This window comes from Nocardioides ureilyticus, from assembly GCF_051280745.1.
Classification (GTDB): Bacteria; Actinomycetota; Actinomycetes; order Propionibacteriales; family Nocardioidaceae; genus Nocardioides.
Window position 1 is genome coordinate 1 of sequence record NZ_JBNCOG010000022.1, and the last position, 16,148, is coordinate 16,148.

Genomic DNA, 16,148 nt, shown 5'->3' on the forward strand with positions numbered 1-16,148 from the left:
CCCCCCCCCCCCCCCCCCCCCCCCCCCCCCCCCCCCCCCCCCCCCCCCCCCCCCCCCCCCCCCCCCCCCCCCCCCCCCCCCCCCCCCCCCCCCCCCCCCCCCCCCCCCCCCCCCCCCCCCCCCCCCGGGTCAGCGCACGACGAGCCGGACCCGCTTCTGGCCCTCGACCACGCGGTCGGCCGGCCCGGCCGTGCGGACCTTGCGCACCTGCTCGCGGCGCTCGGAGAGCTCCAGCGCGACCTGCAGCTCGTCGTTGCGCACCATCCGGTCGACGACGCGCTGGGCCTTGGCCACGGACGTGATCTGCCCGCCGGTCCACACCCAGTTGCCGCCGGTGACGTAGACCCGGCCGGTCATCCCGGCCGCCTTCCCCGGCACGGTCATCCCGACCGGCAGGTGCTTGGTGCCTTCCGGACCGGCCAGCACGGCGCGGAGCCGGAGCCACGTCCCGGCACGCGCGACGGCGGACTCCCCGCGGCCGAGGGTCACCCAGGTGCCTCCGCGCCGCTGCTGCACGGCGCTGAGCCGGTAGGTGGTGTCGTCGTCGACGGCCTCGGCGTCGACGTCCACGCCGGTGAGGTCGACGTCCTTGATCGAGCTGAGCGCCCAGACCAGGTCGCCCAGCTCGAAGCCGACGGTCGAGGCGAGGTCGTACTCCGCGGCGTAGCGGTCGCTGAAGGACAGCTCGAACGGCGTCCCGTCGACGTCGGTGCCGGTGATCTGCCAGGTGGCCGTCTCCGAGCCGCCTGCGATCGAGTCGACGACCCGGTCGTGGTTGGCGACCAGCTGCGCGAAGGTCGTCCAGGCGGCGGCGTCGGCGACGCTGTTGTGGCTGGTGCCGGTGCGCGTCTTGCCGCGGTGGGACAAGGTGCTGGTGATCGTCGTCGTCTCGGGCAGCGCCCCGAAAGACCCGGCGATGCCGGTCAGGCGGTCCTGCGACACGGTGCCGGCGGGCGCGCCGAGGTTGGCGATCTTCATGCCGGACCAGGCCGGGTCCTCCTGGACGTAGACCGCGGACGCCGGGTGCAGCGTCATGGTCGTCTCGCCGCGGAACTCCATGGGGTGGCCGAAGCCGACGACCCTCCCGTCGCACACCGCGGTCGCGGTGCCCACGCCGGCCTGCGTGACGTCGCCGTAGGAGAGCGAGGCGGCCATGTTGCCGCCCGGCACGATCGTCTCCGGGCCGGCCGCGGCCGACCCCGCTCCCCCGAGCCGCTGCACGTCGCGCCGGAGGTAGGGGCGGTCCTTCGCCGCGTCCAGCCGCTCCGGGCTGATCCCCGAGACACCGACGGGCACCCGCAGCGGGGCGAGACCCTCACGCGCCTCCGCACGCGTGACGTCGGTCGAGCCGGCGATGCGGGCGGCCAGGCGAGGGGCGACCGGGACGTGGTCCGGCAGCGCGGCGAGGTGCTCGTCCATGTGCTCGTACGGCGTCACGCCGGCCACCGGCGAGGGCCCCATGGACAGCCCGTAGGCGACCGCCCCGATCAGCCGGCCGTCGGCGGCGTACACCGGCGAGCCCGACATGCCCTGCCAGATCCCGGCCTTCGCGACGGCGGGCATCTCGATGCGGACCATGACCATGTCGAGGCCCGCGCCGATGCCGTCCTCCTGGACGCCGAGGACCTCGCCGGTGAAGGCCTCCGGCTCGGTGCCGCGCGTGACGGTGAGCCCGGTGACCGCGTCACCCGGCGCGAGGTCGGCGACGGGGAACGCCTCGACGCAGTCGTCCGCCGGCTCGGCCGAGGTGGCGGGGCCGCTGAGCGCGGTGCTCCCGAGCAGCAGGCCGCTGGTGGCGGTGAGAGCGGCCAGGGCGGTCGCACGGCGGCGGGCCGAGGTGCTGCGAGGCGTCATGGGGGTCATGCGGGGTACGTCCTCCCGGAAGGGGCGCTTGCTGCGCCGGTGCAACGTACGACGCGGAGCGCGCCGCGTTGGTTGCCTTCGATCTCGGTCGGGTCTCGATCGGGTGGCCGTCGGGTGTCCGACCGTAGGCTGGCGCGCGTGAGCACGCCGTACCGGAGCCTGCAGCGCGTCGAGGCCGAGGCCCGCGCGGACCTGCTGACCGTCGAGTCCTACGACGTGCGGCTCGACCTCGCCGCCGACGAGGCGACGTTCGGGTCCGTGACGACGATCCACTTCGACTCGCTCGGCGGGCCGACGTTCCTCGACCTCAAGCCGGCGGCCCTGCACCGGGCGACCCTCAACGGCCAGCCGGTCGACGCAGACCTCCTGGACCGCGGCCGGCTGCCGCTGGAGACCGCCTCCGGCCCGAACGAGCTCGTGGTCGAGGCCACCATGCGCTTCCGCAACGACGGCGAGGGGCTGCACCGCAGCGTCGACCCGGCCGACGGCCGGCACTACGTCTACGGCATGTCGTTCATGGACGCCGCCCCCAGCATCTTCGGCTGCTTCGACCAGCCGGACCTCAAGGCGCCGTACACGTTCCGCGTGGTCACCCCCACGGACTGGACGGTCGTCGGGAACGCGCCCGCGACCAGCGCCGAGCCCGGCGTGTGGGAGATCGGTCCGACGCAGCCGCTGTCGACGTACTTCGTCACTGTCGTCGCCGGTCCCTACCACCTGGTCTGCGACGAGCACGACGGCATCGTGCTCGGGCTGAGCGCCCGCCGCAGCCTGGCCGCAGCGCTGGACGCCGACGCCCAGGAGCTGTTCACGCTCACCCGGCAGTCCTTCGACGAGATGCACCGGCTCTTCGGGATCCGCTACCCGTTCGGCGACTACCACCAGGCGTTCGTGCCGGAGTTCAACGCCGGGGCGATGGAGAACCCGGGCTGCGTCACCTTCCGCGACCAGCTGGTCTTCGACACCCGGGTCACCCGCGGCACCCGGATCGCGCGGGCGACCACCGTGGCCCACGAGATGGCCCACCAGTGGTTCGGCAACATCGTCACGCCCCGGTGGTGGGACGACCTGTGGCTCAACGAGTCGTTCGCGGAGTACCTCGGCAACCGGGTCACCGCCGAGGTGACCCAGTACGCCGACGCGTGGGTCGACCACTCCTTCGTCCGCCGCCAGTGGGGCCTCGTCGCCGACCTCGGGCCGGGCACCCACCCCGTCGCCGGGAACGGCGCGGTCGACGCGACCGCCGCGCTGCAGGACTTCGACGGCATCTCCTACGTCAAGGGCTCCAGCATCCTGCGCCAGCTCGCCGCGACCCTCGGCGACGACGTCTTCTTCGGCGGGGTCGTCGACCACCTGACCCGGCACCGCTTCGGCAACGCCACCATGGACGACCTGCTCGACAGCTGGGAGCGTGCGGGTGCGGGCGACCTGTCCGCCTTCGCCGACCAGTGGCTGCGCACCGCCGGCCCGGACACGATCGTCCTCGACCGCGGTGCCGGTGTGCTGCGTCGCACCTCCCCCGACGGGCACCCCGCCGACCGCACCCACACCTTCCAGGCCGCCGTCGCGGGGCCGGACGGCTGGCGGACCGAGCAGGTCGTGGTGGCAGGGCCCGAGACGCCGTACGACGCCGGCAGCGCGCCCGTCGTCCTCGACCCGTACGACGACACCTGGGCGGTGCTGCACCCCGACGCCGCCACGGTGGCGGCCCTGCCGGCCCTCATCCCCGACGTGACCGATCTCGGGCTGCTGGCCGGCATCTGGAACAACCTGCGCAGCGCCCTGCACGACGCCGCCGTCGACCCGACCGCGATCGTCGACGTGGCCGTCGCGCGCTTCCCGGTCGAGGATCCCGAGGACCCGCACCGGGCCTTCCCCCGGCGCACCATCCCGTGGCTCTTCCAGACCCTGCTCCCCCTCGCCCCACCCGGCTCCGCCGCACGTCTGCACGACGCGGCCCGGGCCCGCCTCGCCACGACCGAGGCCGGCTCCGAGCAGCAGCTGGCCGCCCTGCGCGCCTCGATCCGCTCCGCCGGTGACCCGGAGCTGCTGCGCGGCTGGCTCGAGCAGACGCCCGAGGGCATCGACCTCGACCTCGACCTGCGCTGGCGCCTCCTGGTCCGGTTGGCCGCGCTCGGCGCGACCGACGTCGCCGAGCTGGACGCCGCGCTGGCCGCGGCCCCGACCGCGCAGGCCACCGTCGAGCACACCCGGGCCCGGGCGGCGCTGCCGGACGCCGAGGCGAAGGCGTGGGCGTGGTCCCGGTTCACCGGCGAGGTCGACGTGCCCAACTACGAGCTGGAGGCGGCCGGCCTGGGGATGTGGCAGCGGGGCCAGGAGGAGCTGACCCGCCCCTACGTCGACCGCTACTTCGCGGAGCTGCCCGCCACCGCCGGGGTCCGCAGCGGCTGGGTGCTCGCGGAGGGGGCTGAGGCGTTCTTCCCCGCGACGGCCATGGAGCGGCGCACGGTCGAGCAGGCCCACCGGCTGCTGGCCGACCCGGACCTCGACGCGTCGCTGCGGCGCCGCCTCGGCGACGCGACCGACCACCTGGAGCGCATGGTCCGGGTGCGGGAGACGTACCCGTCATGACGGCGCGGGTGAGGCCCCGCCGTCCCGGGCCGACTGTGCGCACCCGGGTGATCGAGCTGCTCAGCGATGGCGAACGGCGCCACGAGGACCGCCTGGTCACCGAGGAGCCGCTGGAGATCCGGCTGGCCTGGCCGGGCGCCCCGGCCCACCGCGTCTGGCTGACGATGCGCACGCCGGGCCACGACTTCGAGCTGGCCACCGGCTGGCTGCTGCACGAGGGCGTCGCCGACCCGCGCCGCGACCGCGGGATCGCCGGCGTCGCCTACTGCACCGACACCACGCTCGACCCCGAGCAGGAGTTCAACGTCGTCACCGTCACCCTCGACGGGCCGCCGCTGACCGACCCGGGCCACCGCCACGACGGGCTCTCCTCCGGTTCCTCGGCGTGCGGGGTCTGCGGCAAGGACAGCGTCGCCTCGGCGCTCACCGCGCGCACCGCGGCGCCGTGGGCCGGCGAGCTGCCGTCCGCGGACGTCGTACGCCGCCTGCCGGGGGTGCTCCGCGAGCACCAGCGGCTCTTCGAGCGCACCGGGGGTGTGCACGCCGCCGGGCTCTTCTCCGCGGCCGGCGAGGCGCTGGTCGTGCGCGAGGACGTCGGCCGGCACAACGCCGTCGACAAGGTCACCGGCGCCCAGGTGCTGGCCGGTGCCGACCCCGCCGCGGCCGCCCTCGTGGTCAGCGGCCGGGCCGGGTTCGAGCTCGTGCAGAAGGCGCTGGCCGCCGGCGTCGGCGCCCTGGTGGCCGTCGGCGCGCCGACCAGCCTGTCGGTCCGGCTCGCCACCGACGGCGGCCTCGCGCTCTACGGGTTCACCACCGCCCGGCGGTGCGTGCGCTACACCTGAGTCCCCTGCCCGCCCACCTGCTCCGGCGGGTGATCCTCCTCGCCCCCGGCGTGGGTCCGGGAGAGTGTCGGCGCCGCCTCCTACGGTCCTCTTGTGCGCATCCTCCACACCTCCGACTGGCACCTGGGCCGGTCGTTCCACCGTGAGGGGATGCTGACCCACCAGGCCGCCTTCGCCGACCACCTGCTCGAGGTGGTCGAGGCCGAGCGCGTGGACCTGGTCGTGGTCGCGGGCGACGTCTACGACCGGGCCCTGCCGCACGTGGACGCCGTCCGGCTCGCCGACGACATCCTCGTCCGGCTCGCCCGGTCGCGCGCCCGGGTGGTGGTGTCCAGCGGCAACCACGACTCCGCCCAGCGGCTCGGGTTCAGCTCCCGGCTGATCGACGCCTCGGGCGTCTTCATCCGGGCCGACCCCGCCGGCGTCGGCACCCCGGTCCTGCTCGACGACGAGCACGGCCCGGTCGCCGTCCACGCCCTGCCCTACCTCGACCCGCACGCGGTCGCCGACCCGTGGGGCCTCCCCCGCCGCTCCCACGAGGCGGCGCTCACCGAGGCGATGCGCCGGGTGCACGCCGACCTCGACACCCGGTTCGGCACCCGCTCGGTCGTGCTGGCCCACGCCTTCGTCAACGGCGCGCAGCCCAGCGACTCCGAGCGCGACATCTCCGTGGGCGGCGTCTCGATGGTGCCCACCAGCGTCTTCGACGGCATCGACTACGTCGCCCTCGGCCACCTCCACGGCCGGCACACGCTGACCGAGCGCGCCCGCTACAGCGGTTCTCCCCTGGCCTACTCCTTCTCCGAGGCCGACCACCGCAAGGGCTCCTGGCTGGTCGACCTCGGCCCGCAGGGCGAGGTGCGGGCGGAGTTCCTCGACGCACCGGTCCCCCGGCCGCTCGCCCGGCTCACCGGCACCCTCGAGGAGCTGCTGACCGACGCGCGGCACCGTCGCCACGAGTCGTCGTGGGTCCAGGCGACGCTGACCGACGAGGTGCGCCCGCTGCAGGCGATGGACCGGCTGCGCCGACGGTTCCCCCACGCCCTGGTCCTCGGCTTCTCGACGCCCGCGCCGGGCCTGGGCGCCGCGCCCGCGACCCGCACCAGCGGGCGCACCGACCACGACATCGCCTCCGAGTTCGTCCGCGAGCTGCGCGGAAGCGCGCCGACCGAGGACGAGCGGGCCCTCCTCGACGCGGCCGTCGACGCCTGCTGCGACGACCGGGACCTCGACCGGGCGGTCGCCGAGCGGGCGGTGGCCTCGCGATGAGGCTCCACTCCCTGGAGATCCGGGCGTTCGGGCCGTTCACCGACACCGTCCGCATCGACCTCGACCGCGCGTCCGCGGCCGGGCTCTTCCTCCTCTCCGGCCCGACCGGCGCCGGCAAGACCAGCGTCCTCGACGCGGTCTGCTTCGCCCTGTACGGCGACGTGCCCGGCGACCGGAGCAGCGCGAAGCGACTGCGCTCGGACCGCGCCCCCGAGGGCGTCGCACCCGAGGTCACCCTGGAGGCGACCCTCGGCCAGCGACGCTTCCGCATCGTCCGCTCCCCCGCGTGGGAGCGACCCAAGAAGCGTGGCAGCGGCACCACCACCCAGCAGGCCTCGGTCACGCTGTCGGAGCTCGTCGACGGAGCCTGGACGCCGCTGTCCTCCCGGCTCGACGAGACCGGGCACCTGGTCAGCGAGCTGCTGGGCATGAACCTCACCCAGTTCACCCAGGTCGCGATGCTCCCGCAGGGCCGCTTCCAGGCGTTCCTCCGGGCCAAGTCGGAGGAGCGGCACGACCTGCTGCAGAAGCTCTTCCGCACCGGCCGCTTCGCCGACGTCGAGCGCTGGCTCCGCGACCGCCGCACCGACCTGCGCCGGCGGTCCGAGGCGTGCCACCAGGAGGTGGCCGACCTCGCCAGCCGGGTGAGCGAGGCGGTCGACGCACCGCTGCCGTGGGACGTCCGGGACCTGACCGGGGTGGCCGACGACGGGGCGCTCGAGGCCTGGGCCCGGGAGCTCGTCACCACGGCGGGGGCGGCGGCGAGCGCCGCCGCGGAGCGCGCCGCCGCGGCCGCCGACACGGAGGCGGCGGACCGCACGGCGTTGGACGACGCCCGCCGCCTCGTCGAGCGCCGGGCCCGGCTCGACGCCGCGGTGGCCGAGCAGGCTCAGCTGGAGGCCGACGCGGAGGCGGTCGAGGCGGACCGGCGCACCGTGGACGCAGCTGGCCGAGCCGCGACCGTCGCGCCGGTGCTGCGCTGGGCCGACCAGGCGGGAGCCGCCCGCGAGGCCGCGTTGCGGGCCGTCCCCGCCGAGGTGACCCGCGACGACCGCGACCGGCTGCTCGTCGACTGCGAGGAGGCCGCCACGGCCGCGGCCCGGGTGCAGGCCCTCCAGCCGCGGGCGGCCAGGCTCGAGACGGTCCGCACCGAGCTGCGGCGGGTCGAGCGCCGCGCCGAGCAGGTCGTCGCCCTGACCGCCGTCGCCCGCGACCGCTGCACGGCCGCCCACCTGTCCGTGCAGCTCGCCGAGGTGCGCACCCGGCTCGATGCGCACGCCACGGCCGCTCGGCTCGAGCGCGACCTGGTCGCCGCGCGCGAGGCGTGGCAGGACGCGCGGGAGGCGACGGTGACGGCGCGCGAGCAGGCGATCGAGGTACGCCGCGCGCGGCTCGACGGGATCGCCGCCGAGCTCGCCGGAGCCCTGGCCGTGGGCGCGTGCTGCCCGGTCTGCGGCTCCGACGACCACCCGCAGAAGGCGCTCGCCGGCGCCGAGGCCCCGGGCGAGGACGCCGAACGGGCGGCCCAGCGGGCCGTCGACGACGCGGCGAGCACCGAGCACCTGCGCGACGTCGAGGTCCGCGAGCTCCGCACCCGGATCGAGCACGCCCGCGCCGCGGCCGGCGAGGGCGACACCGGCTCGCTCGCGGAGGAGCGGCGCGAGCTCGAGGAGCGGCTGGAGTCGCTGCTCGGCGCGGACCCGCGGGTGAAGGTGTCCGACCCCGCTAGCGCGACGGCCGAGATCGAGGCGCTGGTCGCCGAGGCCGCGGCGCTGGAGGCGACGCGCAGCGGGCTGACCCAGGAGGTCGCGGGCATCACCGCCGAGCTGCAGGCCGCACTCGAGGACTCCCCCGCCGCGGACCTCGATGCCGTCCTCGCGCGGCATCGCGCCCGCGAGCGCAGCGCACGGAAGGCGATCGAGGCGGTGGACCGCCTCGACCACGCCGAGAACGGACTGGCCGAGGCGATCGCGGCGCTCGAGGACGCCGTGGCCGAGGCCGGCTTCGGCTCCGCGGACGAGGCCGCCGCTGCTCTCCGTGACCGCGCGGCGTGCGCCCGGCTGACCGAGCGGGTCCGCCGCCACGAGGACCGCCTCGCCGCCGTGGCTGCCGTGTTGGCCGAGCCCGGGGCTGCCGAGCTGGCGGCCTCGCCGCTGCCGGACGTCGACGCGCTCTCGGCGGCCCATCAGCGCGCCCTGGCCGCTCTTGGCGAGGCGCGCTCGGCGGAGGCGCTGTGGTCGGCCCGTGCCGCCCGCGTCGGCTCCCTCGCGGACCTCCTGACGGCTGCGCTCGACGCCTGGACGCCGCTCCGCTCGGACCTGGAGCTGACCACCCGCCTGTCGGCGTTCGTGGAGGGCAAGTCGGCGGACAACCGGCTGCAGATGCGGCTCTCGGCGTACGTGCTGGCCTACCGGCTGGGACAGGTGGTGGCGGCCGCGAACGAGCGTCTGGCGCGGATGAGCGACCAGCGCTACTCCCTCGAGCACACCGGGCGCCGCGGCGCCGGCGAGACCCGTGGCGGGCTATCGCTTCTCGTCCGAGATGACTGGTCCGGCGAGGCCCGCGACCCCGCGACACTGTCCGGCGGCGAGACCTTCGTGGTGTCGCTGGCGCTGGCGCTCGGGCTGGCCGACGTCATCACCGACGAGGTCGGCGGCGCCAGCCTCGACACCCTCTTCGTCGACGAGGGCTTCGGCTCGCTCGACGCCGAGACCCTCGACGACGTCATGGACACCCTCGACTCGCTGCGTGACGGCGGCCGGGTCGTCGGCGTCGTCAGCCACGTCGCCGAGATGCGCGACCGGATCCCCACCCAGCTGGTGGTCCGCAAGGCGCGATCGGGGTCCACCGTCACCGTCGTCGGCTGAGCCGGGCTTCACGATCACCGCGGCTCTGGTGGCCCGGACCCGCGCGTTCCTGGTGACCCTCGTCTCGCGAGGGCACCCTGGTTGAGCGTCGTGGCAACGGCGGGGCGAACGTCGCGTCGCGCTCGCACCGCCGCTGTCGGACGCATGCTCGGCCCCTTGTGCCCCAACGTCGCAGGCGCGGGAGCGGAAGGTCATCGTCAGGCGTCGCCCGGTCGCACCAGACCTGATTCGTAGGCCAGCACGACCGCTTGGACCCGGTCGCGCACGCCGAGCTTGGCGAGGATCCTGTTGAGGTGGCTCTTGACCGTCCCTTCGCTGACGACGAGCTCGCCTGCGATCTCCGAGTTGGACAGGCCGCGGGCGACGAGGACCAGTACCTCCCGCTCTCGATCTGTGAGGGTGGAGACTTCGCGTGGGATCCCGCCTCCCGGCGGGCGGCGGGTGAACTCGTCCAACAGACGTCGGGTGATGGACGGCGCGAGCAACGTCTCGCCGGCGGCGGTGGCGCGCACGGCGGCCACCAGTTGCTCGGGGGGCGCGGTCTTGAGCAAGAAGCCTGTTGCGCCGGCGCGCGCGGCGTCGTACAGGTGGTCGTCCTGGTCGAAGGTCGTGAGCACGAGGATGTGCGGCGCATCGCCGGGTGAGGCACAGATGCGGGCGATGGCGGCTATCCCGTCGAGGCGGGGCATCTGGATGTCCATCAGGACGACGTGGGGCTGCTGGTCGCGGGTGAGCTGCACGGCCTCGACGCCGTCGTTCGCCTCGCCGACCACCTCGAGGTCGCTGTGCGCCTCGAGGATGAGGCGGATCCCGCTGCGCACCAGGGTCTGGTCGTCGGCGACGAGCACCCGCGTGCGGTCGCTCATCACACCGCCCGCGAGTGGCCCAGCGGGATGCGGGCACGGACGGCGAACCCACCCGCCTGACGCGGACCGACGTCGAGGCTTCCGCCGTACAGCTGGACGCGCTCGCGCATCCCCACCAGGCCGTTGCCGCCGACCCCGGTCGGTCGGCTACCGACGCCAGAGCCCTCGTCGAGGACCGAGAGCACCAGCTCCCGCTCGCCATACTCGATGCTCACCTCGGAGTGCGCCTGGGGGGCATGCTTCAGCACGTTCGTGAGGGCCTCCTGCAGGATCCGGTACGCCGTGAGATCGAGCCCAGGGGCGAGCGGCTGTGGAGTGCCCCTCACGTCGACACGCACCCCGACGCCCGCTTGACGAACGTGCTCGACGAGCTGGTCCACGTCGCCGAGCCCCACGATGGACGGGGACTCCTCGTCGGTGTCGCGCAGCATCTGCAGCAACCGCTGCAACTCCTCGAGGGCTTGTCGGCCCACCTCCTCGACCAGCAACAACGACTGGGTGGTCCGTTCGGGGTCGAGCGCGACGTACTGCCGGGCCGCTCCTGCGTGCAACACCATCACGCTCACGCTGTGCGCCACGACGTCGTGCAGCTCGCGGGCGATCCGCTGCCGCTCCTCCGAGACCGCGGCGGTCACACGCTGCTCTCGACTCCGTTCGAGGTCGTCAGCTCGGCGCTCCCACCAGGCACCGTGCTGACGGAGTCCGCGGACCACGCGTCCCGCTCCCCACACCAGTGCGAAGAGGCCGAGGTTCCCCACCGCATCGGCGACCGACCTCGCCTCGCTGCGCACCGCGGGCTCGACGACGAGGGCGGCGGACAGGACGAACAGACCCGCTACTGCAGCCGGGCGGCGGGCGTGCGCAGCGACGGAGTAGGTCAGGACCAGGACCGCCAGGAACCCGCCGGCAACGGGTGCCTCGCCGAGTGCCACCGTCTGCACGGTGATCGCAGCCACGCACAGGGACAGCCCGGCCAGGGGAGCGCGTCGTCGCGCTGCGAGGCTCGAGGTCGCCAGCGCGAAGCAGGCGGCCTGACCGGCCAGCGGCGCCGTGACGCCGTCGTTGGTCCACACCTCGTACTGGGTGAACGTTGTCAGCAGCGCGGCGGCGCCGACGTCCCACAGCGGGAGGCTCCGCTCCTCCGGCGGTCGCACGGACATGCCTCGGACGCTAGTGCACACCCGCCTCCGTGTCCTGCACCCCAGGACAGAGCACGCCCACCTCAGGTTGCAGCACGGTACGGCTGGATCCGGACCCGCGATGCAGGTGGTGTGGCCCCTGGATGGACGAGGTAGCCACGGGCGCGGCCATAGCGTCTCGGCATCCGACGTCCCCACCTCAGGAGCACCGCGATGCCGATCCTCTCCGACCACCCCACCACTCGTCGTTCCCAGGCAGCAGCGCTCGTCGCGGCGCCGGTCGCCGGCCTCGTGACGACGCTCACATGGCCCCGCACGCCGCTCGACCCCGCCGAGCGACTCGTCATCCTCGCCGACGCCGCGGAGCGCACCCAGGTGGCCCACACGCTCAACCTGCTGACGATCCTGCTCTTCATCCCGGCCGTGGCGGGCATGTATCGCCTGCTCCAGCCGCGCCGTCCACGAGCGGCGATGATCGGGAGCAGCCTGGTGGCCGCCGGTCTCGTCGGATGGAGCGGTGTGCTGGCGCTGAGCAGCGCGGAGCTGCAGATCGCACGCAACCTGGACGGAGACGCCGGCCTGGCTGCAGCGGAGTCCTTGCCGAGCAGCCCCGTGGCGGTCGCGATGACCGCGATGTTCCTCCTCTGCACCTTCGGCGGCCTGGTCGTCCTGACGATCGCCCTGTGGCGATCCGGGGTGACGCGCGGTTGGGTGCCCGCTGCGGTGGCGCTCGCCGTTGTCGGCGACATGGCGGCGAGCACCCTGACGGTCGTCGTCGTGGCCGTGTGGGTCCTCATGACGGCGTCCTTCGCCGCCATCGCGCGCGCACGGGTGGCTGCGCCCGTGACCAACCCAGAGGCGGTCGCGGCGCCGGCATGAGCGCCGGTCCCGGCTCCGCTGCGCCCTGTGGTGCCGGCGCAGCGGAGCCGAGGTCTTCCGCCGCCCATGGTGCGAGGATCCATCACGGCGGCGCAGCCCCGCGAGGGAGTCGCTCAGCCCAGGCCGGTCCAGCCGGAGACGTCGAGCCCCCAGTCGTCGGCGAGCCGGGCCGCCTGCGGGCGGTACATCGTCTGCAGCGACTCCTTGAGCCCCGGCGTCCACTCCCAATCGGCCTTCGACGACGAGCCGGAGGCCCGGGCCACCTCCTGCAGCGGCACGGGGTCCACGCCGATGCGGCGCCAGACCTCGTCGACGGCCGCCTGCGGGTCCTGCCGAATGACCTCGTAGACCATGACGTGCATGCGCTCCCTGCCGACGGCGGCGGCCCAGGCATCAAGCTGGTCGGCGTAGAAGCCGCTCCAGGTCTGCACCGTGATCGGCACCGGGTAGGGCCACGGCGACTTGCCCCGCGTGGCGGCCAGCCGCATCGCGGAGCGGAACCGCTCGACCGGGTCGCGAAGCAGCACGAGGATCGGAGCGTCCGGCACCAGCCTCGCCGCCGCGGCGGGGGCGGAGGCGTGGCGCAGGTACTGCGGCGTCCAGTCCCCGCGGCGTACGCCGTCGGCCGGGAAGAGCGAGAGGTAGTCCTCCGCAGGCACCCGGCCGTCGGCCACCTTGTGCAGCAGCTGCTGCTCCTTCTTGCCATTGGTGCCGAGGTCGACGGCGGGGTGCTGGGTCAGCAGGTCGGTGAACCAGGTGGTGCCGCTGCGCTGGGCGCCGATCCCCAACCACGCCGGTGAGCTCATGGGCAGCACCCTAACGACGCGGCCGCGCGGGCGCCCGGCCCGGTCGGCGGCACCCGATAGGGTCCCCGACATGAGCGAGCCGAGCCTCGACCCGACGTTCACCGCCCTCCCCCACCGGCGGCTCGGCGACGCGGCGCTGGAGCGGGCGCGCCAGCTCGGCGCCAGCCACGCGGAGTTCCGGTTCGAGCGGGTGCGCTACCAGGACATCGGCGTGCGCGACGGCTCGCTGCAGGGCGCCAGCGACAGCGAGGACCTCGGGTTCGCGGTCCGGGTGATCCACCGGGGCGCCTGGGGGTTCGCCTCCGGGGTCGTGCTGACCGACGAGGAGGCGGTCCGCGTCACCGAGACGGCCGTCCAGGTGGCGCAGGTGGCCGCGGCCATGACCACCGCCCCCGTCGAGCTGGCGCCCGAGCCGACGTACGACGACGTCACCTGGATCTCCTCCTACCGCGTCGACCCGTTCACCGTCCCGCTGGCTGACAAGGTCGCGCTGCTCGTCGACTGGACCGACCGGCTGCGCGGCCACGCCGCGGTCGACCACGCCAGCGCCAGCCTGCAGCAGGTCGACGAGCACAAGTACTACGCCGATCTCACCGGCACCCGCACCACCCAGCGGCGGATCCGGCTGCAGCCGTCCTTCGAGGCGATGGGGACCGCCGGCGACGTCTTCGACTCGATGGCGAGCATCGCCCCGCCGGTCGGCCGGGGTTATGAGTACCTCACCGACGCCGCCCTCTGGGACTGGGACGCCGAGCTCGCCGAGACCCCCGGCCTGCTGGCCGAGAAGCTGGCCGCGCCGAGCGTCGAGCCGGGCACCTACGACCTGGTCATCCACCCCTCCAACCTGTGGCTGACCATCCACGAGTCCATCGGGCACGCCACCGAGCTCGACCGGGCGCTCGGCTACGAGGCCAACTACGCCGGCACCAGCTTCGCCACCCCCGACCTCCTCGGGACCCTGCAGTACGGCAGCCCGGTCATGAACGTCACCGGCGACCGCACCGTCGAGCACGGGCTGGCGACCACCGGGTACGACGACGAGGGCGTGGCGACCCAGTCGTGGGACATCGTCCGCGACGGCGTGCTCGTCGGCTACCAGCTCGACCGGGCGATGGGCGCGATGATGCCCACCCTCAACCCCGGCCCGGACGGCCGCGGCCGCTCCAACGGCTGCGCGTACGCCGACTCCCCCGGCCACATCCCCATCCAACGGATGGCCAACGTCTCCCTCCAGCCGGCGCCCGGCCGCCCCGGCGACGGGCCGTCGACCGAGGAGCTAATCGGCCGGGTCGAGGACGGCCTCTACGTCGTCGGCGACAAGTCCTGGAGCATCGACATGCAGCGCTACAACTTCCAGTTCACCGGCCAGCGGTTCCACCGCATCCGCAACGGGAAGATCGTCGGCCAGGTCCGCGACGCGGCGTACCAGTCGACGACCACCGACTTCTGGGGCTCGCTGGAGGCCGTCGGCGGCCCGCAGACCTGGCAGCTCGGCGGGGCGTTCAACTGCGGCAAGGCCCAGCCGGGGCAGGTCGCCTCGGTGAGCCACGGCTGCCCGACGTCGCTCTTCCGTGGCGTGCGGATCCTGAACACGACCGAGGAGGCGGGGCACTGATGGCCGCGACCAGCCCACAGACGCTCCTCGAGCAGGCGCTGGCCGCCTCGAGCGCCGACGACTGCATCGTGATCGTCCGCGACAGCACCAGCGCCAACCTGCGGTGGGCCGGCAACACCCTCACCACCAACGGCGTCATGCACGCGCTGCGCGCCACCGTCATCTCGTTCGTCCGCACCGCCGACGGCACCTGCACCGGCTCGGTCACCGGCAGCGCCACCGACACCGCGCAGGTCCGCGAGCTCGTCGCCGCCGCCGACGCGGCCGCCCGAGCGGCGTCGCCGGCCGAGGACGCCGACGAGCTGGTCCGCGACCGGACGACGCCGGACTGGGACGACGCTCCGGTGCACACCGACATCCACGTGTACGACGACTTCGCACCCGCCCTCGGAGAGGCGTTCGGCCGCGCCGGCGCCGCCGGCCGGCTGCTCTACGGCTTCGTCAACCACGAGATGACGACGATCTACCTCGGCTCGACCACCGGCCTGCGGCTGCGCCACGTCCAGCCGACCGGCCACTACGGGTGCACCGGGAAGCCGACCGACCTCTCCCAGTCGGCGTGGGTCGGCGGCGCCACCCGCGACTTCCGCGACGTCGACGCGCTGGCGATGGACGCCGAGCTCGAGCGGCGGCTGGGCTGGGGCGCGCGGCGAGTCGACCTGCCGGCCGGGCGCTACGACACGGTGCTGCCGCCCAGCGCCGTGGCCGACCTGATGATCGACGCCTACTGGTACGCCGGGGCGCGGGTCGCCCACGAGGGCCAGTCGGTCTACAGCCGCCGCGGAGGCGGGACCCGGGTCGGCGAACGGCTGGCGCAGCCCGGCGTCCACCTCGCCAGCGACCCGGCGTACCCGGGCCTGGAGGCGGCGCCGTTCGTGGTCGTCAGCTCCTCGGGCAACGAGTCCTCGGTCTTCGACAACGGCCTGCCGCTGGGCCGCACCGACTGGATCCGCGACGGCGAGCTCACGGCCCTGCTGCAGACCCGCCACTCGGCGCGGATGACCGACCTCCCCGTCACCCCGGCGATCGACAACCTCGTGCTGGACGTCGACGGCGGCGCCGGAACCGCCGAGGAGCTCGTGGCCGGCGTCGACCGCGGCCTGCTGCTGACCTGCCTGTGGTACATCCGCGAGGTCGACCCGCAGTCGCTGCTGCTCACCGGCCTCACCCGCGACGGCGTCTACCTCGTCGAGGGAGGCGAGATCACCGGCGTCGTCAACAACTTCCGCTGGAACGAGAGCCCCGTCGACCTGCTGCGCCGGTTCAGCCACGCGGGCGCCACCGTGCCGAGCTTCAGCCGCGAGTGGGGCGACGACTACTTCAGCCGCACCGCCACCCCGGCCCTGCGGGTGCCGGACTTCAACATGTCGAGCGTGTCGCAGGCGATGTGACCGTGGGCGTGGGGAACAC

General features: G+C 74.4%; 11 protein-coding genes. 7 read left to right on the top strand and 4 right to left on the bottom strand.

The window, feature by feature from the left end:
• Positions 1-129 precede the first annotated feature (129 nt).
• A complete protein-coding gene (locus ACSMHG_RS13115; RefSeq protein WP_435745725.1) occupies positions 130-1,863 on the bottom strand; it encodes a hypothetical protein in 1,734 nt (577 codons plus the stop codon).
• Positions 1,864-2,001: 138 nt separating this feature from the next.
• Between ACSMHG_RS13115 and pepN the strand changes: the two genes are divergently transcribed.
• From pepN to ACSMHG_RS13135, 4 genes are all read left to right on the top strand, one after another.
• Positions 2,002-4,455, top strand: a complete 2,454-nt coding sequence (pepN, locus tag ACSMHG_RS13120) for an aminopeptidase N (protein WP_435745727.1) — start codon at positions 2,002-2,004, stop codon at positions 4,453-4,455.
• A 47-nt stretch (positions 4,456-4,502) separates the two neighbouring features.
• On the top strand, positions 4,503-5,297 hold the full coding sequence (locus tag ACSMHG_RS13125) for a formate dehydrogenase accessory sulfurtransferase FdhD (protein ID WP_435745729.1): 795 nt from the start codon (positions 4,503-4,505) through the stop codon (positions 5,295-5,297).
• A gap of 93 nt (positions 5,298-5,390) precedes the next feature.
• The gene (locus ACSMHG_RS13130) at positions 5,391-6,566 is read left to right on the top strand and encodes an exonuclease SbcCD subunit D (RefSeq protein ID WP_435745731.1); all 1,176 of its coding nucleotides are present in this window, start codon (positions 5,391-5,393) and stop codon (positions 6,564-6,566) included.
• A complete protein-coding gene (locus tag ACSMHG_RS13135; protein ID WP_435745733.1) occupies positions 6,563-9,433 on the top strand; it encodes an AAA family ATPase in 2,871 nt (956 codons plus the stop codon). Before ACSMHG_RS13130 ends, ACSMHG_RS13135 begins: the two co-directional genes overlap by 4 nt.
• 197 nt (positions 9,434-9,630) lie before the next feature.
• On the opposite strand, the gene ACSMHG_RS13140 is transcribed toward ACSMHG_RS13135, so the two are convergent.
• Together ACSMHG_RS13140 and ACSMHG_RS13145 are read right to left on the bottom strand one after the other, a co-directional pair.
• Positions 9,631-10,299, bottom strand: coding sequence for a response regulator (locus tag ACSMHG_RS13140; RefSeq protein ID WP_435745736.1), 669 nt, complete (start codon positions 10,297-10,299; stop codon positions 9,631-9,633).
• Complete coding sequence (locus tag ACSMHG_RS13145; protein ID WP_435745738.1) at positions 10,299-11,459, bottom strand: sensor histidine kinase; 1,161 nt, start codon at positions 11,457-11,459, stop codon at positions 10,299-10,301. The genes ACSMHG_RS13140 and ACSMHG_RS13145 overlap by 1 nt, the downstream gene beginning before the upstream one ends.
• 192 nt (positions 11,460-11,651) lie before the next feature.
• On the opposite strand from ACSMHG_RS13145, the gene ACSMHG_RS13150 reads away from it, so the two are divergent.
• The gene (locus ACSMHG_RS13150) at positions 11,652-12,317 is read left to right on the top strand and encodes a hypothetical protein (RefSeq protein WP_435745740.1); all 666 of its coding nucleotides are present in this window, start codon (positions 11,652-11,654) and stop codon (positions 12,315-12,317) included.
• 113 nt (positions 12,318-12,430) lie between these two features.
• Here ACSMHG_RS13150 and ACSMHG_RS13155 read toward each other — a convergent pair whose 3' ends face one another.
• Positions 12,431-13,123, bottom strand: coding sequence for a sulfotransferase family protein (locus tag ACSMHG_RS13155; protein WP_435745742.1), 693 nt, complete (start codon positions 13,121-13,123; stop codon positions 12,431-12,433).
• 70 nt (positions 13,124-13,193) lie between these two features.
• On the opposite strand from ACSMHG_RS13155, the gene ACSMHG_RS13160 reads away from it, so the two are divergent.
• Entirely contained in the window at positions 13,194-14,738 is a 1,545-nt protein-coding gene (locus tag ACSMHG_RS13160) for a TldD/PmbA family protein (RefSeq protein WP_435745744.1), read from the top strand.
• Positions 14,738-16,129, top strand: a complete 1,392-nt coding sequence (locus ACSMHG_RS13165; RefSeq protein ID WP_435745746.1) for a metallopeptidase TldD-related protein — start codon at positions 14,738-14,740, stop codon at positions 16,127-16,129. Before ACSMHG_RS13160 ends, ACSMHG_RS13165 begins: the two co-directional genes overlap by 1 nt.
• The last annotated feature ends 19 nt before the right edge of the window (positions 16,130-16,148 follow it).